Here is a 26,681-nt window from a genome sequence, read left to right on the forward strand (position 1 = left end):
CGGGTCTCAGGTGAGGAGGCGGTCGAGGACGCGGACGCCGAACTCAAGGCCCTCGACGGGCACCCGCTCGTCGAGGCCGTGGAACATGCCGAAGTAGTCGAGGTCAGGCGGCAGGAGCAGCGGCGCGAAGCCGTACCCCCTGATGCCGATCCTGGCGAACCACTTGGCGTCGGTGCCGCCGGTCATGACGTACGGCACGGGCCTGCCGGCGGGGTCCTCGGCGAGCAGGGCGGCGGTGAGCTCGTCGTACAGCCCTTCCGCGGGGGAGGATACGGCCCCCTCGAAGTTGACGAACTCGCGGGTGATCTTCGGGCCGAGCAGCCGGTCGACGGTCTCCAGGAACTCCTCGCGCTGCCCAGGCAGGAACCGGCCGTCCACGTGGGCCTGGGCCGTGCCGGGGATGACGTTGACCTTGTATCCCGCGTCGAGCATCGTCGGGTTCGCCGAGTTGCGCAGCACACCTTTGAACAGCGCGGCCGCGCGGGGGATCCGCTCGATCTCCTCGTCCAGCCGGCCGGCGTCGATCGGCCGGCCGAGCGCCCGCGACAGCTCCTCGATCAGCCTGGCCACCTCGGGCGTCAGCCGTACCGGCCAGGTGTGGTCGGCGAGGCGGGCGAGGGCACGGGCGAGTTCGGCCACGGGGTTGTCCACGGCGGGTTTCGACCCGTGACCGGGCACGCCGCGGGCGGTCAGGCGCATCCAGGCGGTGCCGCGCTCCCCGACGGCCACCGGATAGACGCGGACGTCGCCCTCGTACCAGGAGAAGCCGCCGGACTCGCTGATCGCCTCCGTGCAGCCCTCGAACAGGTCGCGGTGCCGCTCGACCGCGTGGCCCGCGCCGTACTCGCCGGTGGACTCCTCGTCGGCGAGGAACGCCAGCACGAGATCGCGCCGGGGGCGCACGCCCCTGCGCGCGTTCTCGCGGGCCCAGGCGAGGGTCATGGCGAGCGTGCCCTTCATGTCGACCGCGCCCCGGCCGTGCACGCAGCCGTCGGCGATCTCACCCGAGAACGGGTGCGTACGCCATTCGGCGGGGTCGGCGGGCACGACGTCGAGGTGCCCGTGCAGGAGCAGCGCGTCGGGGCTGTCGCCGGGGATGCGGGCCACCACGCTGGTGCGGCGCGGCGCGGACTCGAACACCACCGGCTCGATCCCGGCCTCGTCGAGCAGCGACGCCACGTATTCCGCGGCCCGCCGCTCGCCCGGCCCGTCGCCTGACCCGTCGTTGGTGGTGTCGATCCGCAGCAGTTCCGAGCAGATCGTCGCGACCTCAGTCACAGTCCCCCCCTTCCAGTTTCAGCGGTGGCACCTCGGGGGTGGGGAATCCGAAGACGATCCCGTAGAACGCCAGCTCGGCCTCCAGAGCCCGGACGATCGTCTCCTCACGCCGCCACCCGTGCTGTTCCCCTTCGAAGCTTAGGTACGCCCAGCGGTGCCCGTGACGGGCCAGCGCGGCGGCGAAGCGCTCCGACTGCGCCGGATCGACCACCTTGTCCTCCAGGCCGTGCAGGAGCAGGGCCGGGCCGGACGCCCGTTCCGCGTGCAGCTCGGGTGATCTGTCCAGATAGCGCTGCCTGGTCTCGGGCAGCGGGCCGATCAGCCCGTCGAGGTAGCGCGACTCGAAGTCGTGCGTCTCGGCCGCCCAGCGCTCGGGGTCGGAGATGCCGTAGTGGGACACCGCGCCGCAGAAGACGTCGCTGTGGACGAGCGCGGCCATCGAGGTCCAGCCGCCCGCGCTGCCGCCCCTGATCGCCACCTTCTCCGCCCGTCCGGTGTCCAGCAGCCACCGCGCCACTGTCGCGCAGTCGCGGACGTCGACCACGCCCCAGTTGTGCCGCAGCCGCTCGCGGTAGGCCCGGCCGTAGCCGGTCGAGCCGCCGTAGTTGACCTCGGCGACGCCGATGCCCCTGCTGGTGAAGTACGCGATCTCCAGGTCGAGCACCGGCGCGGCCGAGCTCGTCGGCCCGCCGTGCACGAACACGACGTACGGCGCGGGCTCGCCGTCGGACGGCGCGTACAGGTGGGCGTGCACTCCGTCCGCGGTCTCCCCGACGGTGACGGCCTCGGGTGTGGGCAGTTCGGCGTCCGGGGGCACCGGCTTGCCGGGTGACAGCACCTCACGCGGCCCGGTGTCCAGGTCGACCCGCACCACCTCGTACGGCCGGTGGGGCGAGGCAGCCACGCCCACGACGTGGGAGCCGCGGGCCGACAGGGCGGGCGCCCAGTGGGTGTAGCCGCCGCCCACGTCCCTGATGGAGCTCGTCTGGGCGGGGTCGTCGAGGATACCGAGCCGCCGCTCGTCGGCCGTGCCGTACACGGCGGCGATCTGCCCGTCCGCGACGGCGAAGAACGTCGCGCCGATCTTCCAGGTGGCGTCGCCGAACTCCAGCGGCAGCGGGGTCAGGTCGCGCGCCGTGCCGTCCAGCCCGACGAGGTGGATGTTCCACCAGCCGGTGGGGTCGGTGACGGCGTACAGGCTGTCGTCGTCGCGCCACTCGGCCTGGCAGGTGGACGCGCCGGACAGCAGGACGCGGTGGGTGCCCCCGTCCACCGGTCCTGCGCAGAGCTCGGTGGCGTCCCAGGGCATGTCCGGGTGGTTCCAGCCGATCCACGCGAGCGTCCGCCCGTCCGGGGAGACGCGCGGGTTCATCAGGAAGTGGTGGGTCCGCACCACGCTGCGCAGGGGGGAGCCGTCGAGCGGCACCGCGACGATGTCGCGCTCGCCGCGGCGGGCGTCGCCCCGCTCCCGCACGCACCACACCTCGCCGCCGTGGACGACCAGGTCGGCGTAGCGGGCGGGCTCCTCAGGGGTGAGCGGAACCGGCTCCTCGCCGGGCCTGCACAGGTAGATCCGCCCGTCCGCCCAGTTGGTGAACACCAGACGGCCCTCGTGCGCCCGCCAGGACCGCCCGCCGTACTCCATGACCCGGTTTCTGGCGTTCCAGCCCTGCGGAAGCACGTCCTCGATCACGCCGTCGGCCCTGCGCCGGACCACGCAGCGCCTGCCGCCCTCTCCCGGGCGCGGCTCGTCCCACCAGACCTCGTCTCCCGCGATCTCCACCCACAGCGGGCGGTCGTCCACCCGCGCGACGTCGGCGGCCCGAATGGTCACCAGTTCCCCCCGGAGTCTGGAAGCGGAGTGCCGGGGGGATGCACGATGTGCGCGATCCCCCCGCTGCTCGTGGCGCGCAGCCAGACGTGCTCGAACGCGGCTCGCGGGTAGACCCGCCGCACCCCGTCGTCGTCCGGCGCGGCCGGGTCGTTCGCGATCACGTCGCCGTCGGCCGTGAAGCCCGTGACGACCATGATGTGCCCGCCGGTGGAGTATCCGGCACCCGGCAGTTCGTGGTCACGGAACGCCTGGGAGGTGATCACCGGGATTCCGGCGGCGATGAACCGCTCCAGCTCGGCCAGCGAGCGCAGCCGCGTGACGAAGCCGTCAAGGCCGTACCGCCCGGCGTACGCGACGCCGAAGGGCCAGTTGCCCGTCCCCTGGTAGCTGTGGTCGTACATGTCGCGCGCGGCGTGGTCGACCGCCGGGCACGGGTCGCCGGGACCGACCCAGGCGAGGTCGGCGGGGGAGGGCCCGCGCCCCCAGTAGTCCAGCACCATCGTGAACGACGCGGGGCTGCACCAGGAGTCCCCGCCGCCGTCCCACTGCGGGTAGTGCCCCGCGTGGACCTTCTGCGAGCGGCGCGGCACGTCCAGCTCGACCGCCCGCAGTCCGGGCGGGCCGCCCCTGCGCGCCTGCCCCACCGCCGAGGCCATCACCGTCAGCGAACGCACGCCGCCGCCGCTCCCGTACAGGGTGGCGCGCACACGGTAGGAGGTGAAGGGGCGGGCGGCGACGAAGGTGTCCACCGCGACGTCCCCGTCGGCGTCCCCCTGGCCGGGCAGCGACGTGCGGTGGATGTCGGCGTCGGTCTCGGCCCACCGGCCCATGACGTACCACTTGGTCAGGGCGCCGGTGACGGTCCGCGCCTGGATCTCGATCTCCAGCCAGGCGCCGGGCGGCGCGGCGGCCGTCCACGAGGGCACCAACTCGGTGGCCGGGAAGCCGATCTCCCGCTCGGGGGACGTCCAGCGCGTGCAGGGCCACTCCCGCTCACCGCCGGGCGCGAACGGGTCGAGGTATTTCGCGGTCCCCGTCTCCCCGGCCTCGACGGACCACCGGTGGAGGACGACGGGGCTCGCCTGGGGGCTCGGTCCGGCCGGCAGCAGGGTGACCACCTCGCCGATTGTCGTTACCGCCCTCACCTGGCGCATCGGATGTTTTACGTATCCGGCACACAGGACATCAGCAGAGGTCCATCAGAGGTAGAGGCCGATCGCGGGGACGGGATCCGCGGCGGCGGCCTGATGGCCGTCCCGGAGGGCGAACAGCTCGGCGAGCGTCATCCCGCCGGGGCTGACGCCGTCCGCCCGGCCCAGCCACTGTGCCGCCTGGTCCGGCTCGAAGCGGCCGACCTCGATCTGGGCCAGGCACCGCCCGGGCCGTATGACGGCCGGGTGGAGCCGGCTCAGGTCCTCGTTCGTGGTGATCGCCACGAGGACGTCCCTGCCCTGGCCGAGGAGGCCGTCGGTCAGGTTGAGCAGGCGCGACAGGCCCTGGCCCGTGGACTGCTTGGCCTCGGCGCGGATCAGCTCGTCGCAGTCCTCCAGGACGAGCAGCCGCCAGCGCGGCTCGTCGTCCTCGCCCGGGCCGTCCCAGCCGACGGCGACGTCCATGAGGTAGCCGGGGTCGTTGAACAGCAGTTCGGGATCGAGCACGCAGTCGACCTGGCACCAGGACGCCCACTCGCGGGCGAGCGTGCGCAGCAGCGTCGTCTTGCCGGTCCCGGGCGGGCCGTGCAGGAGGACCAGCCGGCCGGTCACGCCGGCCGCGGTGGTCGCCATGAGGGCGTCAAGGCGGCCGGCCGCGGCACGGGGGTAGTTCCGCCCGATCTCCTGCCAGGACGAGGTGGTGATGGGCTTGGCGGAGCGGTGGGGGCCGTGACTCGACCGCCACCAGAAGCCCATCCGCACGTGGTCGGAGTCGGGGGCCGCCTCCTCCGCGTCCCTGGTCGCCTGGTCGATGACCGACCCGGCAAGCTTCTCGCTGACGGCCGTGGCGGTCAGCGTCGCGGAGCGGTTGGAGTTGCGGACCACCCGCAGCGTCCACCCCTCGCCTCCGATGAGCCGCGTCTCGTACCCGTCGCCGTGCTGCGCGACGCGCAGCAGGCGGCCGCCCTCGGGGGCCAGCGGGGCGTCGGCGCGGATCCGAGTGAGGGTGGCCGTGCGCGACCAGGGCTGCTCCCCGGTGGCGAACGGGGACAGGGCCATCGCGTCGATCACGTCGGCCGGAGTGTCGGAGTCGTCGAGCCAGATCCGCATCGGCACCGGCGGCGGGGGCGCGGAGTGAGGAGTGAAATCGACCTCCTTGATAACGGACATAGCGTCATGATCTCGGCGGACGTCGCGCTCTGTCGAATGGATTTATGTGATATTCACCGTGCTTTGCCGTTTAGGCGGTCTCATATGGGCAAAATGCAGTACCTGCTGAGGCGTTACCGCTACGCTCGGTGTCCAGTCATACGGCGTGCAACGGAGAGCACTGTGGCCATCGATCTCGTGTCCCGCGCTGAATGGGGCGCGCGTACTCCCCGGGGCTCATATTCGTCGCTGTCCTCCACCCGCGGCGTGAAGGTCCATTACACGGGCGGCAGGGTCGATCCCGGAATCGTCGCCGACCACGCCAGGTGCGTCGCCATGGTGAAGTCGATCCAGGACTTCCACATCGACGGCAACGGCTGGATCGACATCGGATACTCCATGGTCGCCTGCCCGCACCGGAAGGTCTTCGTCGGGCGCGGGCCGGGGCGCCTGCCGGCCGCCAACGGGCCAGGACTGAACTCCGGCCACTACGCCGTGCTCGGTCTCGTCGGCAACGCCGGGCTGGTCCAGCCGACCGACGGCATCCTGCACGCGATCCTGGACGCCGTGGAACACCTGCGCGCCAAGGGCGGCGCGGGCAAGGAGATCAAGGGCCACCGCGACGGCTACTCCACCGACTGCCCCGGCGGGCCGCTCTACGCCTGGGTCAAGAAGGGCGCGCCGCGGCCCGGCACCACACAGCCGGAACCCGAACCCGAGCCCCAGCCTGAGCCCGGGACGAAGTGGCCCGGCCGGCTGCTGAGATATCCCCCCCGTGATGCGCGGCGACGACGTGCGCACATGGCAGGCCCGGATGAAGGCGCTCGGCTACGACATCGACGTCGACGGCGCGTACGGCCCGGCCTCCCAGGAGGTGTGCCGCAGGTTCCAGAAGGACCGGCGCCTCGACGTGGACGGCGTCGTCGGCCCCGACACCTGGAACGCCGCCTTCGCCGCCAAGCCCTAGAGCGCCCGCCACCGTACGGCGTCGTGGACCGGGACCCCGGAAGCCGCACGTTGGACCGGTGCAACTAGCATCCGGTGCATGACGGTGCCGCCTGTTGAACTCGACGACTTCGGCGATCTCGCCGATCCCGCAGCGGGATTTCCGCAGGCCACGCGTGAGCGGTGGCGGGAACTGGCGGCCGACGTGCTGCGCAGATCCGGCTGGGACGGCCCGCCGGACGCGGTCGAGGACGCACTGTCCACCACCACCTACGACGCCGTCGCCGTGGCTCCGCTGTACGACGCCGCCGACCTGCCGGACGCGCCCCGGGTGGTGCGCGGCCCCGGACCCTGGGACGTGCGTCAGCGGCACGCCGACCCCGATCCCGCCGCCACCCGGGAGGCGATCCACGCCGACCTGGAGAACGGCGTCACGTCCCTGTGGCTCGACCTGGAGGCGATCGACCCGGCCGCGCTGCCCACGGTGCTGGACGGCGTCCTGCTCGACCTCGCCCCGGTCGTCCTCGACGCCGGACCGCGTACGGCGGAGGCGGCGGAGGCGTTCCTGCGCCTGGCCGACGGAGTCTCGGTGCCCGGCGGCAACCTGGGCGCCGACCCGATTGGGCTCGCCGCCCGCACCGGCGCGGGCGCGGACCTCGGTCTCGCGGTCGAGCTCGCCCGCCGCTGCGCCGCGGATCTTCCCGGCCTGCGGGCGATCACCGTCGACGCGCTGCCGTACCACGACGCGGGGGGCGCCGACGCCGACGAGCTGGGCTGCTCCATCGCGACCGGTGTCGCCTACCTGCGGGCGCTGACCGGCGCGGGCCTGACGGCCGAGCAGGCGTTCGGGCAGCTCGAGTTCCGCTACGCCGCGACCGCCGACCAGTTCCTCACGATCGCCAAGCTCCGCGCCGCCCGGCGGATGTGGGCGCGGGTCGCCGAGGTCGTCGGGGTGTCAGGCGGGCAGCGTCAGCACGCGGTGACCTCGTCGGCGATGATGACCGTCCGCGATCCCTGGGTGAACATGCTGCGCACGACCGTGGCCTGCTTCGCGGCCGGCGTGGGCGGGGCGGACGCGGTGACCGTCCAGCCGTTCGACGCCTGCCTCGGGCTGCCCGACGCGTTCGCCCGGCGCATCGCCCGCAACGCCCAGTCGCTGCTGGTGGAGGAGGCCGGCGTCGCCAGGGTGGCCGACCCCGCGGGAGGCTCGTGGTACGTGGAGCGGCTCACCGACGACCTCGCCACCCGGGCCTGGGAGTGGTTCAGGGAGATCGAGCGGGCCGGCGGCATGGAGGCCGCGCTGGCGGGGCTGGTCCCCGAGCGGCTCGCGGCCACGAGGGCCAGGCGCGCGGACAACCTCGCCCACCGGCGCGACCCGGTCACGGGAGTCAGCGAGTTCCCCGACCTGAAGGAGAGGCGGGTGACCCGGCGGCCCGGCCGCGGGCTCGCCGCGAAGTCCGGGGGCGGGCTGCCGGTGGCGCGCTACGCCGAGGAGTTCGAGGCGCTGCGCGACCTCGCCGACGCCCAGGAGGACCGGCCCACGGTCTTCTTGGCCACGATCGGGCCGGTCGCGGCGCACACCGCGCGGGCGGCGTTCGCCGCCAACCTGTTCGCGGCGGGCGGCGTCGCCACCGTCACCAGCGGCCCCGGCACCGACCCGGCCGCGATCGCCGCGGCGTTCCGCGACTGCGGCACCCCTGTGGCCTGCCTGTGCTCGGGCGACCGGCTCTACGGCGAGCACGCGGCGGCGGTCGCCGCGGCGCTGCGGGAGGCCGGTGCGCGCACGATCTGGCTGGCCGGAAAGGGAGAGTATGAGGGGGTGGACGCCACCTTGTACGCGGGATGCGACGCGCTAGGGGTGCTGCGCAGGACCTTCGACGACCTGGGAGTGAACCGATGATTCCGGACTTCTCGGAGATTGCCCTGGGGTCGGGCGCCGCGGCGGACCACCCGGCCGGGGAGGCCGGAGAGGCCGAGGTGTGGGAGACGCCGGAGGGCATCGCCGTCAAGCCGTTCTACACGGCAGCCGACCTCCCGGACGGCCCGGAGACCTATCCGGGCATCGCGCCCTTCCTGCGCGGGCCGTACCCGACGATGTACGTGACGCAGCCGTGGACCGTCCGGCAGTACGCGGGGTTCTCGACGGCGGAGGAGTCCAACGCGTTCTACCGGCGCAACCTGGCGGCGGGGCAGAAGGGGCTGTCGGTCGCCTTCGACCTGGCCACCCACCGGGGCTACGACTCCGACCATCCCCGCGTCGCCGGTGATGTCGGCATGGCGGGCGTGGCGATCGACTCCATCCATGACATGCGGATCCTCTTCGACGGGATCCCGCTGGACCGGATGAGCGTGTCGATGACGATGAACGGCGCGGTGCTGCCGATCCTCGCGCTGTACATCGTGGCGGCCGAGGAGCAGGGGGTGAAGCAGGAGCAGCTGGCGGGGACCATCCAGAACGACATCCTCAAGGAGTTCATGGTCCGCAACACCTACATCTATCCGCCGGGCCCGTCGATGCGGATCATCTCCGACATCTTCGCCTACACCTCGCAGCGGATGCCGAAGTTCAACTCGATCTCGATCTCGGGCTATCACATCCAGGAGGCGGGGGCGACCTGCGACCTGGAGCTGGCCTACACGCTGGCCGACGGGGTGGAGTATCTGCGGGCCGGGACCGCGGCCGGGCTCGACATCGACGCGTTCGCGCCGCGCCTGTCGTTCTTCTGGTGCATCGGCATGAACTTCTTCATGGAGGTCGCCAAGCTCCGCGCCGCCCGGCTGCTGTGGGCCCGGCTGGTCAAGGGCTTCGGCGCGGCCAACCCCAAGTCGCTGTCGCTGCGCACGCATTCCCAGACCTCCGGCTGGTCGCTGACCGCCCAGGACGTCTACAACAACGTGGTGCGCACCTGCGTCGAGGCGATGGCGGCGACGCAGGGGCACACGCAGTCGCTGCACACCAACGCCCTGGACGAGGCGCTCGCGCTGCCGACGGACTTCTCGGCGCGGATCGCCCGCAACACCCAGTTGCTGCTCCAGCAGGAGTCGGGCACCACCCGGGTCATCGACCCCTGGGGCGGCTCCTACTACGTAGAACGGCTGACCCGCGAGCTGGCGCGGGCGGCGTGGGGCCACATCCAGGAGGTCGAGCGGGCCGGCGGCATGGCGAGGGCGATCGACCAGGGGCTGCCCAAGATGCGCATCGAGGAGGCCGCCGCCCGCACCCAGGCCCGCATCGACTCCGGCAGGCAGCCGGTCATCGGCGTCAACAAGTACCGCCCCGAGGCGGACGAGCCGATCGAGGTGCTCAAGGTCGACAACACCGCCGTGCGCAACCAGCAGATCGACAAGCTCCGCAGGCTGCGCGAGGAGCGCTCGGCCGACGCCGTCGCGGGAGCGCTGGAGGCGCTGACGAAGGGCGCGGCCGGCGGGGAGAACCTGCTGGAGCTCGCCGTGGACGCGGCCAGGGCCAAGGCGACGGTCGGGGAGATCTCCGACGCGCTGGAGAAGGTGTTCGGACGGCACTCCGCGCAGATCCGTACGATATCGGGGGTGTACCGCGCGGAGGTGGGCGACGCCGCGGACCGCGTCCGTGAAGCGTGCGCCAGGTTCGAGAAGGCCGAGGGCCGCCGGCCCAGGATCCTCGTCGCGAAGATGGGCCAGGACGGCCACGACCGGGGCCAGAAGGTGATCGCGAGCGGCTTCGCCGACCTCGGCTTCGACGTCGACGTCGGCCCGCTGTTCCAGACGCCCGAGGAGGTCGCGCGGCAGGCCGTCGAGGCCGACGTGCACGTCGTGGGGGTCTCCTCGCTGGCGGCCGGGCACCTCACGCTGGTGCCCGCGCTGCGGCGGGCGCTCGCCGGACTCGGCGCGGAGGACGTCATGATCGTGGTCGGCGGCGTGATCCCGCCGGGCGACGTCGGGGAGTTGCGGGCGGCGGGCGCCTCGGCGATCTTCCTGCCCGGCACGGTGATCTCCGACGCCGCTCTCGAGCTGCTGCGCGAGCTGTCCGCCAGGCTGGGGCACCAGTGAGCGCACCGGCTGTAGAGGACTACGTCAAGGGCGTGCTGTCGGGCGACCGGCGGTGGACCGCCAGGGCGATCACGCTGGTGGAGTCGACCAGGGCCGACCACAGGGAGCTGGCGCAGCGGTTACTGGTCGAGCTCACCCCGCACTCCGGCAAGGCCCGCAGGGTGGGCGTGTCCGGGGTGCCCGGGGTCGGCAAGTCGACCTTCATCGAAGGGCTCGGCACCTACCTCACCGGGCAGGGGCACCGGGTGGCCGTGCTGGCCGTCGACCCCTCGTCGCGGCGCTCGGGCGGCAGCATCCTGGGGGACAAGACCCGGATGGCCAAGCTGTCGGCGGACCCGAACGCCTTCATCCGGCCGTCCCCCACGGCGGGGACGCTCGGCGGCGTGGCGAAGGCCACCAGGGAGGCCGTCGTCGTCGTGGAGGCGGCGGGCTACGACATCGTGCTGGTCGAGACGGTCGGGGTCGGCCAGTCGGAGACCGCGGTCGCCGACATGGTCGACACGTTCCTCCTGCTCACCCTCGCCCGCACCGGAGACCAGCTCCAGGGCATCAAGAAGGGCGTGCTGGAACTGGCCGACGTCATCGCGGTCAACAAGGCCGACGGCGAGCACGAGACGGCCGCGCGCAAGGCGGCGCGGGAGCTGTCCGGGGCGCTGCGGCTGCTGCGCGCGGCCACGCCGGTGCTCACCTGCAGCGGTCTCACCGGCGCCGGCATCGAGGAGCTGTGGCGGCACGTCGTGCGCCACCAGGAGGACGCCGACCTCGCGGCCCGGCGCAGCCGGCAGCAGGTCGAGTGGACGTGGGCGCTGGTGCGCGACCGGCTGCTGACCATGCTCCGCGAGACGACCGCGGGGATCGCTCCGGAGATCGAACGGCAGGTCCTGGAGGGAGCCCTCACCCCGGCGCTGGCCGCCGACCGGATCCTGGCCGCCTTCCTGCCCGCCGGTGACGCGCTTGACACCGCGGTTGACACTCGGGAGATCACTTTTCCTCCTGAGTGAGAAACCTCGCTACCCAGCGTCACGGGTTATGCACTGTCGCGTGTTTTCCGTCATCGGAACCGTGTCACGATGTGCCTCTTCGATCACGGGGAGGTGCGGTGAACCACGATCCGATGACGCCGCCGCGGGTTGCCCGCGCGCTGAGCGAGTACCGGGCGTTGCTGTCCAGGCATGGCATCACCTGGGGAGAGCCTCCGCTGGGGTATGTCCGGATGATGCCGTTTCTCCGGTTTCCCGAGGAGGCGGGCCGGATGAGCGGCGGGCCCGACCTCGACGCGGAGTTCCGTGACGCGCTGGACGGCGAGGTCCCCAGGGGCCTGGCGGTCCTGCGGCTGACCACGGACGGCCACCGCCTGGCGCACCGCCTGGACCACGGCCCGGCCCGGCCGCTGCTGTCGCCTGCGCCGGCGCCCGTCGTCCTGCTGGTCGACTCCGGGCTGCCGCACCCGGTGGAGGTGACGGCCGACGGCGTGCCGTACGACGTCGCGGCGGGCGGGGCCAGGCTCCTCGACGTGACGACCGCGACCGTCCTCACGGTGGGCGATGTGACGGTGGACCTGTCGGGGCTGGCCAGGCCCGCGCCGGCCGCGCGGCTCCGGTTGCGCGCCGGCTTCCCTTGCCGGTGGAGCGTCACCTCGGCGGACGGCCACGGGTGGTATCCGGACGGGGCGCCGGAACGGCGCGACAACGACGACGTGCCGTTCTTCCACGGCGACGACGTCGTGCTCGACGTGCCCGCGGAACCGGTGGCGATCCGGGTGGCGCGCGGGATGGAGTACGGCGTCGCCGAGACGACGGTCGTCCCCAGGGCGGGGGAGGAGACCCTGGTCGGGCTCACGCCGCAGCGGCTGTACGACGCGGCCGCGCTCGGCTGGTACGGCGGCGACCTGCACGTCCACATGAACTGGGCGGGCGACCTGGTCGCCGATCCGGCCGAGGCGGCCGCCGCGCAACTCGGCGAGGACCTGCACGTGCTGAACCTCGTCGCGGGCAACGTCGCGGGAGAGCGCGTCTACGACAGGGAGGCGCTCCAGCACTGGGCCGGGCGCGATCTGCCGTGGTCGGACGCCGGGCACGTGGCCCGGATGGGCGTCGAGTACCGCAACGACCTGTTCGGGCACATCCACGTCTTCGGGGTGGCCGTGCCGCCCGACGTCTACCACACGGGCTTCGGCGCGGACGCCGACTGGCCGCCCAACGCCGCGGCCTGCGGCGGCCTGCGCGAGCCGCGGGCCGTGCTCGGGTACGCGCACCCCTTCCACGGCCCGATCTCCTCCCCGGAGGACGTCGCGGGCGTGGGGACCAGGAACTGCACCGGCCGCGCCCTGGTCGTGGACGCCGCGCTCGGCCTGGTCGACGGGGTGGAGGTGCTCCACTTCGGCGACCTGTCGCAGGAGCCGGGCACCGCCGAGGTCTACCGGAGGCTGGTCGGCGCGGGCAACCGGCTCGCGGTGCTCGCCGGGACCGACACCATGCTGTCGTTCACCCGTCAGGAGACCGTTTCCAGCCCGCCGGGCTGGGAGCGCGTGTACGCCAGGGTGGACGGGCCGCTCAGCGCCGAGTCGTTCGCCGAGGCCGTACGGCGAGGGCGCACGTTCGCCACCACCGGCCCCTGGCTGGAGCTCACCGTCAACGGCCTGGGGCCGGGGGAGACGCTCCACCTGGACGGCGGCGAGACGGTGGCGATCCGGGCGCGGGCCGTGGGGCCGGAGGTGGAGCACATCGAGATCAGGACGGCCGCGGGCGTGCTCGCCGAGGGCCAGGGCGGTGAGATCACCGCGTCCCTGCCCGTGGGCGACGCCGACTACGTGGTCGTCGTGGTGCACGGCGGCCGCCATCCGCGGTCGCCGCGCGGCCGGGCGTACGCCCACACCAGCCCGGTCTACCTGGACGTGCGGGGACGGCACGTGGCGCGGGAGGAGGACGTGCGGTGGTGCCTGCGGTGGCTGGACCTGTTGGGCGAGCTGGTGAGGGCCAGCGCCCGGCTGCGAAGCCGGGCACAGCTCCGTGACCATCTCGACCTGATGGAGAAGGCCAGGGCCGTCTACGAGTCCCGCCTGTGACCCCGGCCAGCAGTGGCCGGGAGGGATCAGGAGAACAGCGTGCGGCCCCAGTAGTCGCCGCCGTCGGTCACGCCGGGCGGGCAGGCGAACAGGCCGCTGGAGACGTGCTTGATGTACTCGTTCAGCGAGTCCTTCGCCGACAGCGTCCGCTGGATGGGGACGAACTGCTTGCGCGGGTCGCGCTGGTAGGCGATGAAGAACAGGCCGGCGTCGAGCCGCCCGAGGCCGTCCGAGCCGTCCACGAAGTTGTACCCGCGCCGCAGCAGCCGCGCGCCGCCGTGGGCGTCGGGGTGCGCGAGCCGTACGTGGGCGTCGCCGGCGATCACGGGCTGCCCGTCCGGGCCCTTCCTGGCGAAGTCCGGCGCGTCGAACTCCTTGTGCCCGGTGAGCGGCGCGCCCTCGCCCTTGTCGCGGCCGAAGATGGCCTCCTGCTCCGACAGCGGGGCGCGGTCCCAGGTCTCGATGTGCATGCGGATCTTGCGGGTGACGAGGTAGGAGCCGCCGTCCATCCACGCGGGTCCGTCGCCGGGCGCGGCCCACAGGTGGTCGCGCAGCATGGCGGTGTCCTCGAGCTTCAGGTTGTTGGTGCCGTCCTTGAAGCCCATCAGGTTGCGCGGCGTCGCCTGCGACCTGGAGGTGGACGAGGTGCGCCCGAAACCGAGCTGCGAGTAGCGGACGGAGACCTTGCCGAAGCCGATCCTGGCGAGGTTGCGGATGGCGTGCACCGCCACCTGCGGGTCGTGCGCGCAGGCCTGCACGCAGATGTCGCCGCCGGAGAGCTCGGGCCGCAGGTCCTCGCCGGGGAACGCGGGCAGGTCGGCCAGCGCGGGCGGCCTGCGGTCGGCGAGGCCGAACCGCTCGTCGAACAGCGAAGGGCCGAAGCCGATGGTCAGCGTCAGCCCGGAGGCGGGCAGGCCGAGCGCCTCGCCGGTGTCGTCCGGGGGCGCCTCGGGCGACCCGCCCACGGCGCCGAAGGTGCCGGCGTCCTTGCCCTGGGTCATCCTGGCCGCGGCGGCGGTCCACTCCTGGAGCAGCTCCACCAGCTCGGCCTTCTTCTTCGTGATGACGTCGAACGCCACGAAGTGCAGCCGGTCCTGGGCGGGCGTGGTGATGCCCGCCTGGTGCGGGCCGTAGAAGGGCACGGGGTCGGCGGAGGCCGCGGCGGCGTGGGCGACCGGCTCCGGCGCGAAGGACCGGCCGGCGACCGCCCCGGCCCCGACGGCACCCACGGCGGCGACGCCGGCCGCGCCCAGGCCGAACAGCCGCCTGCGGCTGATGCCGCCGCCCCCAGTGCCTTCGCCCGCAGTGCCTTCGCCCGCAGTGCCGCCCGTCACCGGGCCACCACCGAGGCCACCTTGCTGATCGGCTCGGCCAGTGCGTTGATCGCGTCGGACAGCGCCTTGAGGTCGGCCTTCGACAGTTCCGTGTGGAGCTGCCATCCGTCGCCGCGGCGGTGCGCGCCGAGCGCGGCCTCGGCGTCGGCGAACTTCTCGTCGAGCGTCTTCACCAGGTCGGGGTCGCGCTCCTCCAGCACCGGGCGCAGCGCCTGGACGGCGGCCTTGGAGCCCTGCAGGTTGGCGTCGAAGTCCCACAGGTCGGTGTGGGAGTAGCGGTTCTCCTCACCGGTGATCTTGCCGGTGGCGACCTCGTCGAGCAGTCCCTTGGCGCCGTTGGCGAGCTGCACGGGAGACAGCTCCAGCGCCGCGGACTTCTCCACGATGGTGGTCACGTCGGCCATGAGCTTGTCGGCGATCGGACCGTCGCCCTTCACGTCCTTCTCGACCCACAGGTCCTTCTCGATGCGGTGGAAGCCGGTCCACTCCTCGCCGTCGGCCACGTCGTTCTCGCGGGCGTCGATGGCCGGGTCGAGGTCGCCGAAGACCTCGGCCACCGGCTCGACGCGCTCCCAGTAGGTGCGGGCGACCGGGTAGAGCTCCTTGGCCTTGTCCACGTCGCCGGCCTTGACCGCCTCGGTGAACTCCCTGGTCTTTGCGAGCAGCGTGTCCGACTGGCTCTTGATGTAGCGCTTGTAGCCGGCCACGGCCTCGGCGAGTTTCGCGTCGCTGGTCAGCGGCTTGCTCTCGCCGCTGACCTTGAGGGCGCCGCGGATGCCCTTGCCGGTCATGCCGGGCTTGCACGCGGTCTCGTACATGCCCGCCGGCAGCTCTATCACGAGGTCGCGGGTGAGCCCGGGGACGATGTTCTCGACCTCGCCCATGATCCGGTCGCCCGCCGCGTACACGTAGAACTCGGTCACCTTCGTGCCCTTGTTCGTGATGGAGAAGGTCGAGGTGCCGGCTGCCAGCTCGGACTTCGCCACACCGCACTCGGTGTCGGTGGCGGCCACGGCGATCTTCCCGTCGCCGGCCGCGGCCGCCCCGGTCGTGCCACCGGAGCCCGATTCCGTGGCCGAGCAGGCGGTGAGACCGGCGAGAGCCAGCGCCGCGGTGGCGAGGACGAAGGGGGTGCGCATCGGGTGGTCTCCGGTCAGGAAGCGGGCTGGGCCGACGTGGGGGCGGGGCTGGCGGGCGCCTTCGCCGAGGGCCGCCGAAGGAAGAGGATCAGGACGGGAACCACGTAGACGACCCAGGCGACGGCCTCGAGCACGCTGGGCTGCGGGGTGATGTTGAACATGCCGCTGAGCAGCGTGGAGTACCAGGCGCTGGGGTCGAGCACGCCGCTGATATCGAAGGCGTGGGCGTTCAGCCCGGGCACCAGCCCCGACTCCTGCAGGTCGTGCACGCCGTACTTGAAGATCCCGGCGGCGACCAGGATCAGCAGCAGGCCCGTCCAGGTGAAGAACTTGGTGAGGTTGATCCGCAGCGCGCTGCGGTACAGCCCCCAGCCCAGAGCCACCGCGGTGAGCAGCCCGAGCGTGATGCCCACCAGCGGGCTCGCGCTGCTGGTCGCGCCCTGGACGGCGGCGAACCACAGCAGCGCCGTCTCCAGCCCTTCGCGCGCGACCGCCAGGAACGCCACCACGACGACGGCGGTGGCGCCGAGTTCCAGCGCCTCGCCCATCTTCTGGCGCAGCTCGCCCGATATCTTCCGGGCGGCCGTGCGCATCCAGAAGACCATGAAGGTGACGAAGACGGTCGCGGCCAGCGACGTGACGCCGTCGAAGAGCTCCTGCTGCTGCGTGGACAGGTGGGCCGCGGTGAAGGTCAGCAGCGCGCCGAACCCCACGGACAGCGCGACGGCGACGCCGACGCCGGCCCAGACCAGGGGCAGCCGCTCCCGGCGGTCGCTCTTGACGAGGAATGCCACGAGGATGGAGACGACGAGCGCCGCCTCCAGGCCCTCTCGAAGCCCGATGAGATAACTCGCGAACACATCGCCCCCCGGGCGCACGGTAAGCCTTACCTAAGTTAGGTCAGGATCACCTTACCGACAAGACCCGCATAAGTCAGACCGGCCCTCGCGGAACAAGGCGCCCGCGGAGTAATTAGCTGGCGTCCGTCCCCGCCCTCCGGTTACCGTGACGGACGTCCTGTCGCCGCGCCCCCGGAGGGGTCACTTGAAGCTCTGAGGTCCGACACCGCGCCACGGCCGCCCTCGGTGGTCCGGCGCAGCGACCTCAGGCATGCCCCTCGCCTCGCGGCCCGTGCCCGCGGTGTCCCACGCGTTCGATCACCATTCCGCCCTTGGGATACCCGGAGCCGCCTCATGTCTTATTCCATCATCTGTACGGATCTGTCGTTTTCCTGGCCCGACGGCACGCCCGTCTTCGAGGAGCTCGACTTCGCGTTCGGCACCGGCCGGACCGGGCTCGTCGGCGTCAACGGCAGCGGGAAGTCGACCCTGCTCAAGCTGATCGCCGGAGAGCTGGCCCCGTCGAGCGGCTCGGTGTCGGTCACCGGGCGGCTGGGCTACCTGCCGCAGACCCTCCCGCTCGGCGCGAGCCGTACGGTGTCCGACCTGCTGGGGATCACGCCCGCGCGCGAGGCGCTGCACGCGATCGAGCGGGGCGACCTCAGCGAGGCGAACTACGACGCGGTGGTCTGGGACGTCGAGGAGCGCGCCCTGGCCGAGCTCGGCCGTCTCGGGCTCGCGGGGGTCGGCCTCGACCGGACCGTCGCGACGCTGTCGGGCGGGGAGACCGTCATGGTCGGGCTCGCCGCGCGGTTCCTCGCGGAGCCCGACGTGCTGCTGCTCGACGAGCCGACCAACAACCTCGACCTCGACGCGCGGTCGCGCCTGTACGACGCCGTCTCCTCGTGGACGAGGACTCTGGTCGTCGTCAGCCACGACCGCACGCTGCTCGACCTGGTGGACCAGATCGCCGACCTGCCCGCCCGCCGTACCTTCGGCGGCACGCTCAGCGAGTACGAGGAGGTGCTCGCGGTCGAGCGGGAGGCGGCCGAGCGGATGGTCCGCGCGGCGGAGGGCGACCTGCGCCGCCAGCGGCGCGAGCTGGCCGAGGCGCGGACCAAGCTCGCCAGGCGGGTGCGCTACGGAGACAAGATGTACGAGCAGAAGCGCGAGCCGAAGATCATCATGCAGGAGCGCAAACGCCAGGCCCAGGTGTCCGCGGGCAAGCACCGGCTCATGCACGAGGACAGGGTGGCCGCGGCCCGCGAGCGGCTGGCCGAGGCGGAGGAGGCGGTGCGCGACGACGCCGAGATCCGGGTGGAACTGCCCGCCACCGAGGTGCCGGCCGGGCGCACGGTGCTCGAACTGGCCGGCGTGCGCACCGCCGCCGGGCCGATCGGCGACCTGGTCGTGCGCGGACCTGAGCGCGTCGCCCTGCTGGGGCCGAACGGCTCGGGCAAGACGACGCTGCTGCGCACCGTCCTGGGGGAGATCCCGGCGGCCGGGGGCACGGTCCGGCTGAACGTCCCGGTGCGCTACCTGCCGCAGCGGCTCGACGTGCTCGACGACGCGCTCAGCCTGGTCGACAACGTGCGGGCGGTCGCGCCCACCGCGTCGGTGAACGCCGTCAGGGCCGGGCTCGCCCGGTTCCTGTTCCGGGGCGCACGGGCCGAACGGCCGGCGGGGACGCTGTCGGGCGGCGAGCGGTTCCGCGCCGTGCTGGCCTCGCTGCTGCTGGCCGAGCCCGCGCCGCGGCTCCTCCTGCTCGACGAGCCGACCAACAACCTCGACCTGGTCAGCGTCGGCAGGCTCGCGCAGGCGCTGGCGGCCTACCGGGGAGCGCTCGTGGTGGTCTCCCACGACCTGCCGTTCCTGGAGTCGATCGGCATCACCAGGTGGCTCGCGCTCGGCCCGGAGGGGCTGGGGCCGGCGCGCTGAGCACGCGAAAGGCCGCGGCCGGAAACCCGGCCGCGGCCCTTCCGCGAAGGCTCTCAGCTGGAGAACAGCATGCCGACCCAGCTGTTGCGGCGGTGTCCGTGGTGCCCGCCGTGGTGGCCGCCGCCCCAGGCCGGCCCGCCGTGCGCGGGCGGCGGGGGAGCGTAGTGCTGCTGGGCCCACTGGGACTCCATCCGGCTGAGCGTCTCGAGCTCGCCGTAGTCCAGGAAGATTCCGCGGCAGTTGTCGCACTGCTCGATGTGGACCCCGTTGCGGTCGAACGTCCGCATCCGGCCACGGCACTTGGGGCACTCCATGTGACGAACTCTCCCTCGATCAGGTCCCGGCCTTCGCGACCGCGACGATCCTCCCGCACGCGGACAGTAGCGCCTGCGCCGCGTCGTCGGGGGAATTCCCCGATTTCGCCGCAGTGGCCACCGCCGTCGCGGTCAGCTGGACGGTCAACGCCCGGGCCGGCGCGTCGAGTTCCCGCCACGGATCGTCCCTGGACACGGCCGTTCCGCCCGCCGCGAGATAGGAGGTCAGGAACCGTTCCCAGTCGTCGGGGCCGAGCAGTCCCGCGGCGTACCACGCGGCGGGACGGGCCAGGTCCCAGGCGGGGTCTCCGCCGCCGAGGTCGTCGGGATCGATCAGCAGCCACGCGCCGTCGTACCGGACGATCTGGCCGAGATGCCAGTCGCCGTGCGTCAGCGCGCCGCCGTCCCTGGCGGGCGGCAGCGTCGCGTACGCCGCGAGGATCGGGGCGGCGACGTCGTCCGGGACACCGGCGGCCGCCAGGTCCGCCATGGCGCGGGCCAGCCGCGCCGGCCCGCCGGCGGGAGGCAGGCCGGCGGGCGCCGGGCGGGCGTGTAACAGGGCGAGCAGCCGGCCGCCCTCCTCCCATGGGGTGGTCCCGGCGTCCACGTCGGCCATGGTCAGCGCCTCACCGGCGGGCCAGATCGTGACCAGCCTGCCGTCGAGCCGTTCGAGGCCGAGGGGAGGCAGCATGATCCCGGGGAGGTCTCGTACGGCCTCGAGGCGGGCGCGCAGGGCGCGCTCGTCTGTGCCGGGGGGATGCGCCTTGACGACCACGTCCCCGGCCCTGACGACGAGCACGCGGCCTTTCTTGAGCACCGTCACCGGTCCGTCGCGGCGCGCGAGCCGCGCCAGTTCCTCGATCACGTGGGACAACCCTAGGGTGTCGTCATGAAGGTTGGTTTCTGTGTGCCGGTGTCGGGTTCGTGGGCCACGCCGGAGAACATGAGGCGGATCGCGCGCCGCGCCGACGAACTCGGCTACCACGGGGTGTGGACGTTCCAGCGCCTGCTCTATCCCGTGGGCAACCCGATGGGCCCGGTCTACCGGAGCGTGCACGACCCCGTCGTCGCGCTCGCGTACCTGGCGGGCGTCACCGAGCGGGTGCGGCTCGGGGTGGCCGTGCTCAACCTGCCCTTCGTCTCCCCGGTGCTGATGGCCAAGCAGCTCGCCACCCTCCAGGAGGTGTCGGGCGGCAGGCTCGACGTGGGCCTCGGTCTCGGCTGGCTGCCCGAGGAGTTCGCCGCGTCCGGGGTGCCGATGGAGCGGCGCGGCAGGCGCGGCGAGGAGTACGTCGCCCTGCTGCGACGGCTGTGGACCGAGGACGTCGTCGAGCACAAGGGCGAGTTCTACGAGGTGCCGCCCTCGCACCAGGACCCGAGACCGGCGACGCCGCCGCCGGTGATGCTCGGCGGCACGGCCCGGGTGGCGCTGGAGCGGGCCGGGCGGATCGCCGACGGCTGGATCAGCTCCAGCCGCGCCGACCTGGGCACGATCGACCAGCAGATCGCCATCGTGAAGGAGGCGGCACGGCAGGCGGGCCGCGACCCAGGCGCCCTGCGCTTCGTCGTCCGCGGCGTCACCCGCGTCAGGACGTCGGAGGAGGGCCCGCTGACCGGGTCGTACGACAAGATCCGGGGGGACGTCGAGGCGCTCGCCGCCAAGGGCGTGACGGAGGTGTTCCACGACCTCAACTTCGACCCCGAGATCGGCAATCCCCAGGCCGACCCCCGCGACTCCATGCGCCGCGCCGAAGAGGCCCTGGAAGCGCTCGCCCCCCGGTGAGCTCCGCCGCCGTCAGGGACACGACGAGGACGAGCCCCACCACCAGCGGCCCGGCGACCGCGAGGTGGGCGGTCACCGCGTCCGCGAGGTCGGGGACGAACCTGCTGAGGGTCACGAGGGTCGTCGCCCACGCCGCCGCCGTGGGCACGCTGACGCGGGCGAAGGCCGCGTACGGCACGCCCGACCAGCCCGTGAGCCTGGGGACGAGGGTGCGGGCGGCGCCGAGCCACTGACCGCCCGCGACGGCCCAGGCGCCTCTCCTCGCCACCATGCGGCGGGCCCGCGCCCACGCGGCGGGCGCGAACCGGCCCGCCAGGGGGTGGATGGTCGCGGCGCCCGCGCGTCTGCGGCCCTGGGCGTACGACAGGTGCGTGCCGGCGACGGCGGCCGCCACGGCCACGGCGATCGTCCCGGCGAGCGGCAGCACGCCGAGGCGGGTGAGGTAGCCGAGGGCCACCAGCACGCTCGTCCCCGGCAGCACCACCCCGGCGAGCGTGCCGGCCTCGGCGACGATCAGCATCGCCGCGACCGCGAGCACAAGGGGAACCGGAAGGCGGCCGAGCAGGTCAGCCATGATCCACCGGCCTCCGGCACACGTACGCGAGGCCGGGCGGAACGTTGCGCCAGACCGGCCCGGTCGTGAGCACCTCGTCGAAGGCGGCGCGCAGGCGGCGCCGGAAGCGCCGCGCCCGTGCCAGTGGCACCGCGGGCAGATAGGTCACCGTCGTGAACGCCCCCGCCGGGCGCAGCACCCGCCCGACCTCGCCGAGGATCGACTCCTGCGCGTCCTCGGGGAGCAGCGTCCACGGCAGCGTGCTGATCACGGCGTCCACCCGGGAGACTCCCCGTCCGGCCAGCAGCGCGCCGAGGCGGGCCGCGTCGCCCTGCAGCACGTCCAGCCAGGGCCGGGCGCGCCGCAGGTGCGCCACCATCCCCGGGTCGATCTCGACGGCGAGCTGGCGGGAGCCGGGGGCGAGCCGTTCCCTGATGGCCTCGCTGATCGCGCCGGTGCCGGGCCCGAGCTCCACGATCACGGCGGGACCGGTCGTCGGGACGACGGCGGTGAGGGCCCGCGCGAGCGAGCGCGAACTCGGGGCCACGGCTCCCACGACGCCCTGCCTGCGCAGCGCCACGCCCGCGAACGCCCTCAGGTCGGAGATCTGCTGGACTGCTTCGTTCATGCGGCCCATCAGACCGGTGCGGAACCCGGGTCCACCAGCCGTCCCGGCCCCCCTGCGGAGGTATGGCCGGCCATACCTCCGCAGGGGGGCCAGGCCGTCTTCGGCCGGGCACGGACGGCCTCTAGGGTGAGTCGGGTGCGCCTCAACGGCTCGTGGCAGGCCCTCGCCCGCAGGGACCTGCTGGTGACCTCGCTGCCCTGGCGCGCCCTCGCCTACCTGGTGACGGGCGCGGTCGTCGGCGTGGTCGTGCTGGCGGCGCTGGTCGTCTCGCTGACCGCGGGGGCGCTGCTCACCGTCTTCCTGGTGGGAGTGCCGCTGCTGGCGCTCCCGGTGGCCGCCGCCGTGCCGCTGGGCGCGCTCGAACGCCGGCGGCTGCGGATCATGGACGCGGAGCCCGCGCCGAGCCCTCACCGCCCCGCGCCCCCCGGACCGCGCGGATGGCTCGGGACGCGCCTGCGGGAGCAGGCGACCTGGCGGGCCCTCGCCTACACGGGCCTGCTGGCCGTCGTGCTCGGCCCGGTCGAGCTGATAGCCGTGACGTACGGCCTGCTGGTGCCGCTCGTGATGATCTTCGCCCCGGTCAGCGTGGCGGAGGCGGGGCCCATCGTGCTGCTGAAGTTCTGGCCGCTCGACTCGCTCGCCGAGGCGTTCGCCGCCGGGCTCCTCGGGGTCGCGGTGCTCGTGCTGGCGGCGTACCCGATCACCGCCCTCGCGACCGCGCACGCCCTGCTGGCCAGGTTGCTGCTCACGCCGGGGAAGGCCGAGCCGGGCGAGCGGCTCGCCGAGCTGACCCGCTCGCGCAGCCGCCTGGTCGAGGCGTTCGAGGTGGAGCGGCGGCGCATCGAGCGCGATCTGCACGACGGCGCGCAGCAGCGGCTGGTCGCGCTGACCATGACGCTCGGCCTGGCCAAGGTCTCCCGGGGGGAGGAGGCGGCCGATCTTGTGGCCAGGGCGCACGAGGAGGCGAAGCTCGCCCTCGCGGAGATCCGCGACCTGATCCGCGGCATCCATCCCCGCATCCTCGCCGACCGCGGCCTGCCCGCCGCGGTCGCGGAACTGGCCGACCGGTCGCCCGTCCCTGTCGAGGTCGACGTGGACGTCCCCCGGCTGCCCGGACCGGTGGAGTCGGTCGCCTACTTCGTCGTCAGCGAGGGCCTGGCCAACGTGGCCAAGCACAGCGGAGCCGAGCGCGCCCGCGTGCGGTGCCGCCTCGACGGCCGGCTGCTCACCGTCGAGATCAGGGACGACGGGGTGGGCGGCGCCGACGTGACCGCAGGAACCGGCCTCGCCGGGCTCGCCGACCGCGTCTCGGCGTTCGAGGGCAGGCTGATGCTGTCGAGCCCGCCGGGCGGCCCCACCCTGCTGCGCGCGGAGATCGAATGCCTGCCGGCCGTTCCCTGACCGTCGTCATCGCCGAGGACGGCGTGCTGCTCCGCGAGGGACTGGCCACGCTGCTGGCCAGGTTCGGCCACCGGGTGGCCGCCACCGCGGGCGACGCCGAGGGGCTGGTGGAAGCGGTGGAGGAGCACGCCCCCGACATCGTCGTCACCGACGTGCGGATGCCGCCCGGCTTCTCCGACGAGGGACTGCGGGCCGCCGTGGCGTTGCGCGCCGCGCACCCCGGGCTCGCCGTCCTGGTGCTGAGCCAGTACGTCGAGCAGACCTACGCGGCCGAACTGCTCGACTCAGGGGACGGCACCGGCGTGGGCTACCTCCTCAAGGACAGGATCGGGGAGGTCGAGGAGTTCGTGGCCGCCCTGACCACCGTCGCGGGCGGGGGCACGGTCGTGGACCCGGAGGTCGTGCGCCAGCTCCTGCGCCGCCGCCGCGACCCGTTGCGGCGGCTCACCCCGCGGGAGAGGGAGGTCCTCGCGCTCATGGCCGAGGGCAGGTCGAACGCCGCGATCGCCCGCGCGCTGGCGGTGTCGGAGGCCGTCGTCGGCAAGCACATCGGCAACATCCTCGCCAAGCTCGACCTGCCGCCAGACGAGGACGCCCATCGCCGCGTCCTCGCCGTCGTGACGTTCCTGCGCGGCTAGCGGCTAGACCATCCCGTACGCCTGGGCGATCAGCTCGTAGGAGCGAAGGCGGGCGGCGCCGCCGTGGACCTGGGTGGTGATCATCAGCTCGTCGGCGCCGGTGCGCTTGCGCAGCTCCTCCAGCCCGGCGCGCACGGTCTGCGGGTCGCCGTGCACGACGGTCGACAGCCGTTCGCGGACGAACTCCCGCTCCATCGGGCTGTACGGGTACGCCTCCGCCTCCTCCGGGGTGGGCGTGCGGCCGGGCCGCCCCTGCCGCAGGCGAAGCCACGACAGCGCGCCCGGCATGGTCTGGCGCAGCGCCTCCTCCTCGGTGTCGGCGGCGACGGCGGCCACGCCGATCAGCGCGTACGGCCGGTCGAGCACCTCGGAGGGCCGGAACGAGTCGCGGTAGAGGTCGAGCGCGGGCTCGGTGTTGGCGGCGCTGAAGTGGTGGGCGAAGGCGAACGGCAGCCCGAGCAGCCCGGCCAGCCGCGCGCTGAAGCCGCTGGAGCCGAGCAGCCAGACCGGCGGCCGGTCGTCGCCGCGCGGCACCGCCTGGATCCGCGCGTACGGGTGGCCGGGCGGGAAGGCGGCGTCGAGGAAGCCGGTCAGCTCGGCCACCTGCTGCGGGAAGTCGTCCGGGTCCACCTCGGCGGAGCGGCGCAGGGCGTTCGCCGTCGCCATGTCGGTCCCCGGGGCGCGGCCGAGCCCGAGGTCGATCCGGCCGGGGTGCAGGGCGTGCAGCGTGCCGAACTGCTCGGCGATGACCAGCGGAGCGTGGTTGGGCAGCATCACGCCGCCGGAACCGATGCGGATCGACCGGGTCGCCGCCGCGAGATGCGCGATGAGCACGGCGGGGGAGGAGCTTGCCACGCCGGGCATGCCGTGGTGCTCGGCGACCCAGATGCGGTGGTACCCCCAGTCCTCGGCCCGCTGGGCGAGCGCGGTGGCGTCGCGCAGCGCCTCGCCGGGCGTCGAGCCCTCTCCGACGGTCGCGAGCTCCAGGATGGACAGCGGCACCTCGGCCGTCCCGCGCGGCACCCCGCGGATGTTGTCATCGCTCATGCAGGGCCCAACCGGAGGTTTCAGCCGGATATTTCCGGACGTGGCGTGGTATGTGCTTGGCTCGTCCGTCACCTGCCATGCTTGGACCATGAGCGAGCGAAAGCCCATCGAGTCGTGGCTGTCCGATATGGACGGCGTGCTGGTCCACGAGGGCCAGCCGGTGCCGGGTGCCGACGAGTTCGTCAGGCGGCTGAAGGAGTCGGGGAAGCGGTTCCTCGTCCTCACCAACAACTCGATATACACCGCCCGCGACCTGTCCGTACGGCTGCGCGCGGCCGGGCTGGACGTGCCGCCCGAGTCGATCTGGACCTCCGCGCTCGCGACGGCCAAGTTCCTCGCCGACCAGCGGCCCGAGGGCTCGGCGTACGTCGTCGGCGAGGCGGGGCTGACCACGGCCCTGCACGAGGTCGGCTACGTGCTGACCGATCTCGACCCGGACTACGTCGTGCTGGGCGAGACCCGCACCTACAGCTTCACGTCGATAACGCGGGCGATCCGGCTGATCGAAAACGGCGCCAGGTTCATCGCGACCAACCCCGACCCCATCGGCCCCTCGACGGAGGGCTCGCTGCCGGCGTGCGGCGCGGTGGCCGCGATGATCACCAAGGCGACCGGGGTGGAGCCGTACTTCGTCGGGAAGCCGAACCCGATGATGATGCGCAGCGCGCTCAACCAGATCGACGCGCACAGCGAGACCACCGCCATGATCGGCGACCGCATGGACACCGACGTGGTCTGCGGCATCGAGGCCGGACTGCACACGATCCTCGTGCTCACCGGCGTCACCCAGAAGGACCAGATCGACCGTTATCCGTTCCGGCCCACGCAGGTGGTCAACTCCGTGGCCGACCTCATCGAGCTGGTCTGAACCTGACGCGTTCCGTCAGGTACGGGTGCCATGCTGGCCGGCATGAACCATCGCGTCAACCATCGCGTCTACCTGGAGATCGGCCCCAAGAAGGTCTTCGCCTGCTCGATCGACTGGCCGGGCTGGTGCCGCATCGGCAAGACCGAGGAAGCCGCGCTCGGCGCCCTCGTGGACTACGCCCCGCGTTTCCGGGTGATCGCCGAGCGGGCGGGGCTGGAGTTCGCGCCAGGGGAGCCGGAGGTCGTCGCACGGGTCAAGGGCGACAGAACGACGGACTTCGGCGCGATCTCCGCCATCCCCGGCTTCGACCGGGAGCCGGTGGACGCGCCGGAGGCCGCGCGCACGGCCGCCCTCGCCCGCGCGGCGTGGGCGGTCTTCGCCGAGGTGGCCGCGGCGTCTCCGGAGGAGTTGCGCAAGGGCCCCAGGGGCGGCGGCAGGGACCGGGACAAGATGGTCTCCCATGTCGTGGAGGCCGAGCGCGCGTACGCCCGGAAGATCGGCGTGCGGCACAAGCCCTTCACCGGCGAGGCCGGCCTGACCGCCATGCGCGCGGACATCACGCGGGTGCTCTCAGAGCCCTCAGAGGCCTTCCCGCCCGGCGGCGAGGGATGGCCGGTCCGGTACGCCGCGCGCCGCGTCATCTGGCACGTGGCCGACCACATCTGGGAGATGGAGGACCGGCGGATCTGAGCGCGCGTCTCGGAGGTCCACAGGGCTGACGCTCTCCGCGGGCACGGAGCGTCCGGGGA

Annotated in this window: 24 protein-coding genes; 11 read left to right on the forward strand and 13 right to left on the reverse strand. The window is 73.1% G+C overall.

Translation table 11 applies throughout. The features are described 5' to 3' along the window. Positions 1 to 6: 6 nt before the first annotated feature. The 5 genes from HHX31_RS06555 to HHX31_RS34140 all read right to left on the reverse strand — a co-directional run bounded on the left by HHX31_RS06555 (position 7) and on the right by HHX31_RS34140 (position 6,030). Positions 7 to 1,278 carry a M20/M25/M40 family metallo-hydrolase gene (locus tag HHX31_RS06555; RefSeq protein ID WP_169946090.1) on the reverse strand — a complete coding sequence of 424 codons (1,272 nt, stop codon included), beginning with the start codon at positions 1,276 to 1,278 and terminating at the stop codon, positions 7 to 9. Further along, positions 1,271 to 3,112, reverse strand: a complete 1,842-nt coding sequence (locus HHX31_RS06560) for a prolyl oligopeptidase family serine peptidase (protein ID WP_311931625.1) — start codon at positions 3,110 to 3,112, stop codon at positions 1,271 to 1,273. The genes HHX31_RS06555 and HHX31_RS06560 overlap by 8 nt, the downstream gene beginning before the upstream one ends. Further along, the gene (locus tag HHX31_RS06565) at positions 3,109 to 4,266 is read right to left on the reverse strand and encodes a C39 family peptidase (protein WP_169946092.1); all 1,158 of its coding nucleotides are present in this window, start codon (positions 4,264 to 4,266) and stop codon (positions 3,109 to 3,111) included. Before HHX31_RS06565 ends, HHX31_RS06560 begins: the two co-directional genes overlap by 4 nt. Positions 4,267 to 4,311: 45 nt before the next feature. After that, complete coding sequence (locus HHX31_RS06570) at positions 4,312 to 5,433, reverse strand: DUF5925 domain-containing protein (RefSeq protein WP_169946094.1); 1,122 nt, start codon at positions 5,431 to 5,433, stop codon at positions 4,312 to 4,314. A 216-nt stretch (positions 5,434 to 5,649) separates the two neighbouring features. Next, a complete protein-coding gene (locus tag HHX31_RS34140) occupies positions 5,650 to 6,030 on the reverse strand; it encodes a hypothetical protein (RefSeq protein WP_249345665.1) in 381 nt (126 codons plus the stop codon). Positions 6,031 to 6,190: 160 nt separating this feature from the next. Here HHX31_RS34140 and HHX31_RS34145 point away from each other — a divergent pair, with 160 nt between their 5' ends. From HHX31_RS34145 to HHX31_RS06595, 5 genes are all read left to right on the forward strand, one after another. After that, the gene (locus HHX31_RS34145) at positions 6,191 to 6,379 is read left to right on the forward strand and encodes a peptidoglycan-binding protein (protein ID WP_249345667.1); all 189 of its coding nucleotides are present in this window, start codon (positions 6,191 to 6,193) and stop codon (positions 6,377 to 6,379) included. 78 nt (positions 6,380 to 6,457) lie between these two features. After that, positions 6,458 to 8,257 (forward strand): methylmalonyl-CoA mutase subunit beta, encoded by a 1,800-nt coding sequence (locus tag HHX31_RS06580; protein WP_169946096.1) that lies wholly within the window; start codon positions 6,458 to 6,460, stop codon positions 8,255 to 8,257. Beyond that, positions 8,254 to 10,386 (forward strand): methylmalonyl-CoA mutase, encoded by a 2,133-nt coding sequence (gene scpA / locus HHX31_RS06585; RefSeq protein ID WP_169946098.1) that lies wholly within the window; start codon positions 8,254 to 8,256, stop codon positions 10,384 to 10,386. The genes HHX31_RS06580 and scpA overlap by 4 nt, the downstream gene beginning before the upstream one ends. Further along, positions 10,383 to 11,387, forward strand: coding sequence for a methylmalonyl Co-A mutase-associated GTPase MeaB (meaB, locus tag HHX31_RS06590; RefSeq protein ID WP_169946100.1), 1,005 nt, complete (start codon positions 10,383 to 10,385; stop codon positions 11,385 to 11,387). Before scpA ends, meaB begins: the two co-directional genes overlap by 4 nt. Before the next feature lie 98 nt (positions 11,388 to 11,485). Further along, the gene (locus HHX31_RS06595) at positions 11,486 to 13,450 is read left to right on the forward strand and encodes a CehA/McbA family metallohydrolase (protein WP_311931626.1); all 1,965 of its coding nucleotides are present in this window, start codon (positions 11,486 to 11,488) and stop codon (positions 13,448 to 13,450) included. A gap of 26 nt (positions 13,451 to 13,476) precedes the next feature. Here HHX31_RS06595 and efeB read toward each other — a convergent pair whose 3' ends face one another. Genes efeB through efeU form a run of 3 tightly spaced genes read right to left on the reverse strand, consistent with a single transcriptional unit; the run spans position 13,477 to position 16,783 of the window. Next, positions 13,477 to 14,784, reverse strand: a complete 1,308-nt coding sequence (efeB, locus tag HHX31_RS06600; RefSeq protein ID WP_311931627.1) for an iron uptake transporter deferrochelatase/peroxidase subunit — start codon at positions 14,782 to 14,784, stop codon at positions 13,477 to 13,479. Further along, a complete protein-coding gene (gene efeO / locus HHX31_RS06605; protein ID WP_169946104.1) occupies positions 14,781 to 15,923 on the reverse strand; it encodes an iron uptake system protein EfeO in 1,143 nt (380 codons plus the stop codon). The genes efeB and efeO overlap by 4 nt, the downstream gene beginning before the upstream one ends. A gap of 14 nt (positions 15,924 to 15,937) precedes the next feature. After that, the gene (efeU, locus tag HHX31_RS06610; RefSeq protein ID WP_169946106.1) at positions 15,938 to 16,783 is read right to left on the reverse strand and encodes an iron uptake transporter permease EfeU; all 846 of its coding nucleotides are present in this window, start codon (positions 16,781 to 16,783) and stop codon (positions 15,938 to 15,940) included. A 333-nt stretch (positions 16,784 to 17,116) separates the two neighbouring features. Between efeU and HHX31_RS06615 the strand changes: the two genes are divergently transcribed. Continuing rightward, on the forward strand, positions 17,117 to 18,700 hold the full coding sequence (locus HHX31_RS06615) for an ABC-F family ATP-binding cassette domain-containing protein (RefSeq protein ID WP_169946107.1): 1,584 nt from the start codon (positions 17,117 to 17,119) through the stop codon (positions 18,698 to 18,700). 53 nt (positions 18,701 to 18,753) lie between these two features. On the opposite strand, the gene HHX31_RS06620 is transcribed toward HHX31_RS06615, so the two are convergent. Both HHX31_RS06620 and HHX31_RS06625 read right to left on the reverse strand, forming a co-directional pair. Beyond that, positions 18,754 to 18,987 carry a zf-TFIIB domain-containing protein gene (locus tag HHX31_RS06620; protein WP_249345669.1) on the reverse strand — a complete coding sequence of 78 codons (234 nt, stop codon included), beginning with the start codon at positions 18,985 to 18,987 and terminating at the stop codon, positions 18,754 to 18,756. Between the two features lie 46 nt (positions 18,988 to 19,033). After that, positions 19,034 to 19,879 (reverse strand): phosphotransferase, encoded by an 846-nt coding sequence (locus tag HHX31_RS06625; protein WP_311931628.1) that lies wholly within the window; start codon positions 19,877 to 19,879, stop codon positions 19,034 to 19,036. 24 nt (positions 19,880 to 19,903) lie between these two features. On the opposite strand from HHX31_RS06625, the gene HHX31_RS06630 reads away from it, so the two are divergent. Further along, entirely contained in the window at positions 19,904 to 20,797 is an 894-nt protein-coding gene (locus HHX31_RS06630; RefSeq protein WP_169946114.1) for a TIGR03619 family F420-dependent LLM class oxidoreductase, read from the forward strand. Here HHX31_RS06630 and HHX31_RS06635 read toward each other — a convergent pair. Next, a complete protein-coding gene (locus tag HHX31_RS06635) occupies positions 20,703 to 21,371 on the reverse strand; it encodes a DedA family protein (RefSeq protein ID WP_169946116.1) in 669 nt (222 codons plus the stop codon). The genes HHX31_RS06630 and HHX31_RS06635 overlap by 95 nt on opposite strands. Further along, a complete protein-coding gene (locus HHX31_RS06640) occupies positions 21,364 to 21,978 on the reverse strand; it encodes a class I SAM-dependent methyltransferase (RefSeq protein WP_169946118.1) in 615 nt (204 codons plus the stop codon). The genes HHX31_RS06635 and HHX31_RS06640 overlap by 8 nt, the downstream gene beginning before the upstream one ends. Before the next feature lie 135 nt (positions 21,979 to 22,113). Here HHX31_RS06640 and HHX31_RS06645 point away from each other — a divergent pair, with 135 nt between their 5' ends. Then, positions 22,114 to 23,379 (forward strand): sensor domain-containing protein, encoded by a 1,266-nt coding sequence (locus HHX31_RS06645; protein WP_311931629.1) that lies wholly within the window; start codon positions 22,114 to 22,116, stop codon positions 23,377 to 23,379. After that, positions 23,358 to 24,017, forward strand: coding sequence for a response regulator transcription factor (locus HHX31_RS06650; protein WP_169946120.1), 660 nt, complete (start codon positions 23,358 to 23,360; stop codon positions 24,015 to 24,017). Before HHX31_RS06645 ends, HHX31_RS06650 begins: the two co-directional genes overlap by 22 nt. A gap of 3 nt (positions 24,018 to 24,020) precedes the next feature. On the opposite strand, the gene HHX31_RS06655 is transcribed toward HHX31_RS06650, so the two are convergent. Further along, on the reverse strand, positions 24,021 to 25,064 hold the full coding sequence (locus HHX31_RS06655; RefSeq protein ID WP_169946122.1) for an LLM class flavin-dependent oxidoreductase: 1,044 nt from the start codon (positions 25,062 to 25,064) through the stop codon (positions 24,021 to 24,023). An 88-nt stretch (positions 25,065 to 25,152) separates the two neighbouring features. Between HHX31_RS06655 and HHX31_RS06660 the strand changes: the two genes are divergently transcribed. Both HHX31_RS06660 and HHX31_RS06665 read left to right on the forward strand, forming a co-directional pair. Then, positions 25,153 to 25,932 carry an HAD-IIA family hydrolase gene (locus HHX31_RS06660; protein ID WP_169946124.1) on the forward strand — a complete coding sequence of 260 codons (780 nt, stop codon included), beginning with the start codon at positions 25,153 to 25,155 and terminating at the stop codon, positions 25,930 to 25,932. Between the two features lie 42 nt (positions 25,933 to 25,974). Next, positions 25,975 to 26,622: a hypothetical protein gene (locus HHX31_RS06665; protein ID WP_169946126.1), complete on the forward strand. Its 648-nt coding sequence runs from the start codon at positions 25,975 to 25,977 to the stop codon at positions 26,620 to 26,622. Positions 26,623 to 26,681 lie beyond the last annotated feature (59 nt).

Origin of the sequence: Microbispora sp. H11081, from assembly GCF_012999535.1 — a bacterium.
In the GTDB taxonomy this organism is placed as follows: Bacteria; Actinomycetota; Actinomycetes; order Streptosporangiales; family Streptosporangiaceae; genus Microbispora.

Bases quoted from the DNA above. Each gene is read 5' to 3' on its own strand.
- HHX31_RS06565 (WP_169946092.1), bottom strand. From the start codon at position 4,266: ATGCGCCAGGTGAGGGCGGTAACGACAATCGGCGAGGTGGTCACCCTG.
- HHX31_RS34145 (WP_249345667.1), top strand. From the start codon at position 6,191: ATGCGCGGCGACGACGTGCGCACATGGCAGGCCCGGATGAAGGCGCTC.
- HHX31_RS06635 (WP_169946116.1), bottom strand. From the start codon at position 21,371: ATGGCTGACCTGCTCGGCCGCCTTCCGGTTCCCCTTGTGCTCGCGGTC.
- HHX31_RS06665 (WP_169946126.1), top strand. From the start codon at position 25,975: ATGAACCATCGCGTCAACCATCGCGTCTACCTGGAGATCGGCCCCAAG.
- HHX31_RS06660 (WP_169946124.1), top strand. From the start codon at position 25,153: ATGAGCGAGCGAAAGCCCATCGAGTCGTGGCTGTCCGATATGGACGGC.
- scpA (WP_169946098.1), top strand. From the start codon at position 8,254: ATGATTCCGGACTTCTCGGAGATTGCCCTGGGGTCGGGCGCCGCGGCG.
- HHX31_RS06615 (WP_169946107.1), top strand. From the start codon at position 17,117: ATGTCTTATTCCATCATCTGTACGGATCTGTCGTTTTCCTGGCCCGAC.
- HHX31_RS06570 (WP_169946094.1), bottom strand. From the start codon at position 5,433: ATGTCCGTTATCAAGGAGGTCGATTTCACTCCTCACTCCGCGCCCCCG.
- HHX31_RS06650 (WP_169946120.1), top strand. From the start codon at position 23,358: ATGCCTGCCGGCCGTTCCCTGACCGTCGTCATCGCCGAGGACGGCGTG.
- HHX31_RS06620 (WP_249345669.1), bottom strand. From the start codon at position 18,987: ATGCGGACGTTCGACCGCAACGGGGTCCACATCGAGCAGTGCGACAAC.
- HHX31_RS06655 (WP_169946122.1), bottom strand. From the start codon at position 25,064: ATGAGCGATGACAACATCCGCGGGGTGCCGCGCGGGACGGCCGAGGTG.
- efeO (WP_169946104.1), bottom strand. From the start codon at position 15,923: ATGCGCACCCCCTTCGTCCTCGCCACCGCGGCGCTGGCTCTCGCCGGT.
- HHX31_RS06630 (WP_169946114.1), top strand. From the start codon at position 19,904: ATGAAGGTTGGTTTCTGTGTGCCGGTGTCGGGTTCGTGGGCCACGCCG.
- HHX31_RS06580 (WP_169946096.1), top strand. From the start codon at position 6,458: ATGACGGTGCCGCCTGTTGAACTCGACGACTTCGGCGATCTCGCCGAT.
- HHX31_RS06640 (WP_169946118.1), bottom strand. From the start codon at position 21,978: ATGAACGAAGCAGTCCAGCAGATCTCCGACCTGAGGGCGTTCGCGGGC.